At 40.8% G+C, this 1,604-nt stretch carries 1 protein-coding gene; it reads left to right on the top strand.

Going from position 1 to position 1,604, the window contains the following annotated elements; genetic code table 11:
* A partial coding sequence (locus D4A39_RS18915) for an IS1380-like element IS942 family transposase (protein ID WP_119236930.1) occupies positions 1-1,263 on the top strand: 1,263 nt, incomplete at its 5' end.
* Between the last annotated feature and the right edge of the window lie 341 nt (positions 1,264-1,604).

The following is a 1,604-nucleotide window of genomic DNA, read 5'->3' as shown; positions in this document are numbered from 1 at the left end:
GAGAAACTCACTCCTTTTGGGGGAATTTTTTCGATTATGGAGCAATTTGATGCTCTTTTAGCTCAAACCATAGATTCCACCTTGGGATTGAGATGCACTATGTTTGGTTATCAATATAGCGAGATTCTACGCTCTCTGATGTGCGTATATCTTTGTGGTGGCTCATGTATTGAGGATGTTACAACTCACCTGATGAAACATTTGTCTCTTCATCCAACTCTTCGCACTTGCAGCGCAGACACCATATTACGTGCTATCGAAGAACTGACTTTTAAGAGCATCACCTATAAGTCTGCTTCTGGCAAATCCTATGATTTCAATACTGCAGACAAGATGAACTGCTTACTGGTCAATGCCCTGCTTGCTACTGGTCAATTGAAATCCGGTCAAGAGTATGATTTTGACTTTGACCATCAGTTCATTGAAACAGAGAAGTATGATGCAAAACCAACCTACAAGAAGTTCTTGGGCTATAGTCCAGGTGTAGCTGTCATTAACGACATGATTGTTGGTATTGAAAATAGAGACGGCAACACAAACGTACGCTTCAACCAAAAAGAAACTTTGGAAAGAATCTTCAAGCGATTGGAGGCTTCGGAAATATATATTTCTCGTGCCCGCATGGATTGCGGCTCATGTTCGGAGGAAATCGTAGATATGGTAGAGGCTCATTGCAGGCATTTTTATATTCGTGCCAACAGATGCTCTTCTTTCTACGATTCCATGTTTGCCTTAACTGGATGGAAAACTGTTGAAATCAACGGTATTGAGTTTGAGTTGAATTCTATCCTTGTTGAGAAATGGAAAGGAAAACCGTATCGTCTTGTCATACAGAGACAAAGGCGAATAGATGGAGACCTTGACATTTGGGAAGGCGAATATACCTACAGATGTATACTGACTAACGATTACAAGTCGAGTGCAAGAGACATCGTGGAATTCTACAATCTTCGTGGTGGCAAGGAACGCATCTTCGATGACATGAACAATGGCTTTGGCTGGAATCGATTGCCAAAATCGTTCATGGCACAGAATACTGTATTCCTGCTTATGACAGCTCTCATCAGAAACTTCTACAAAGCTATTATGCAGAGATTGAAAACCCATGAATTTGGATTGCGTGCCACCAGCAGAATCAAGACCTTTGTTTTCAAGTTCATCTCTGTTCCTGCGAAATGGATTAAGACATCACGTAGGCATGTATTGAACATTTACTCAGACAACAATGCTTATGCCAACCTGTTCAAGACAGACTTTGGTTAAAGACCATGCTTTTCTGGTTAAACCAGCGTATTACCTCAAGTCGCTTTATGGGGTAAGGGGATTTTGTGTCTGCGACATTTCTGTTGTGCAAGAAATATGTACAATAAAATGAATTTTGTCGCTTTGCAAGCAAAATCCCACTAAACCCTATAGGTTGCGGATTTGAGGATAAATATTTATCGGATGAAAAGAAAGTATTTTAGCGCGCTGCTTATGGGTGCATTGACAATTGCTTCCGTAAGCACATTTACTTCTTGTAAAGATTACGATGATGACATCGACAACTTGCAGAGCCAGATTGACAAGGCTGGTTTGCAGAGCGACATCGATGCATTGAAAAC

It is taken from the genome of Alcanivorax profundi (genome assembly GCF_003597125.1).
GTDB lineage: Bacteria > Pseudomonadota > Gammaproteobacteria > Pseudomonadales > Alcanivoracaceae > Alcanivorax > Alcanivorax profundi.
This window is presented reverse-complemented; position numbering and strand designations above follow the sequence as displayed.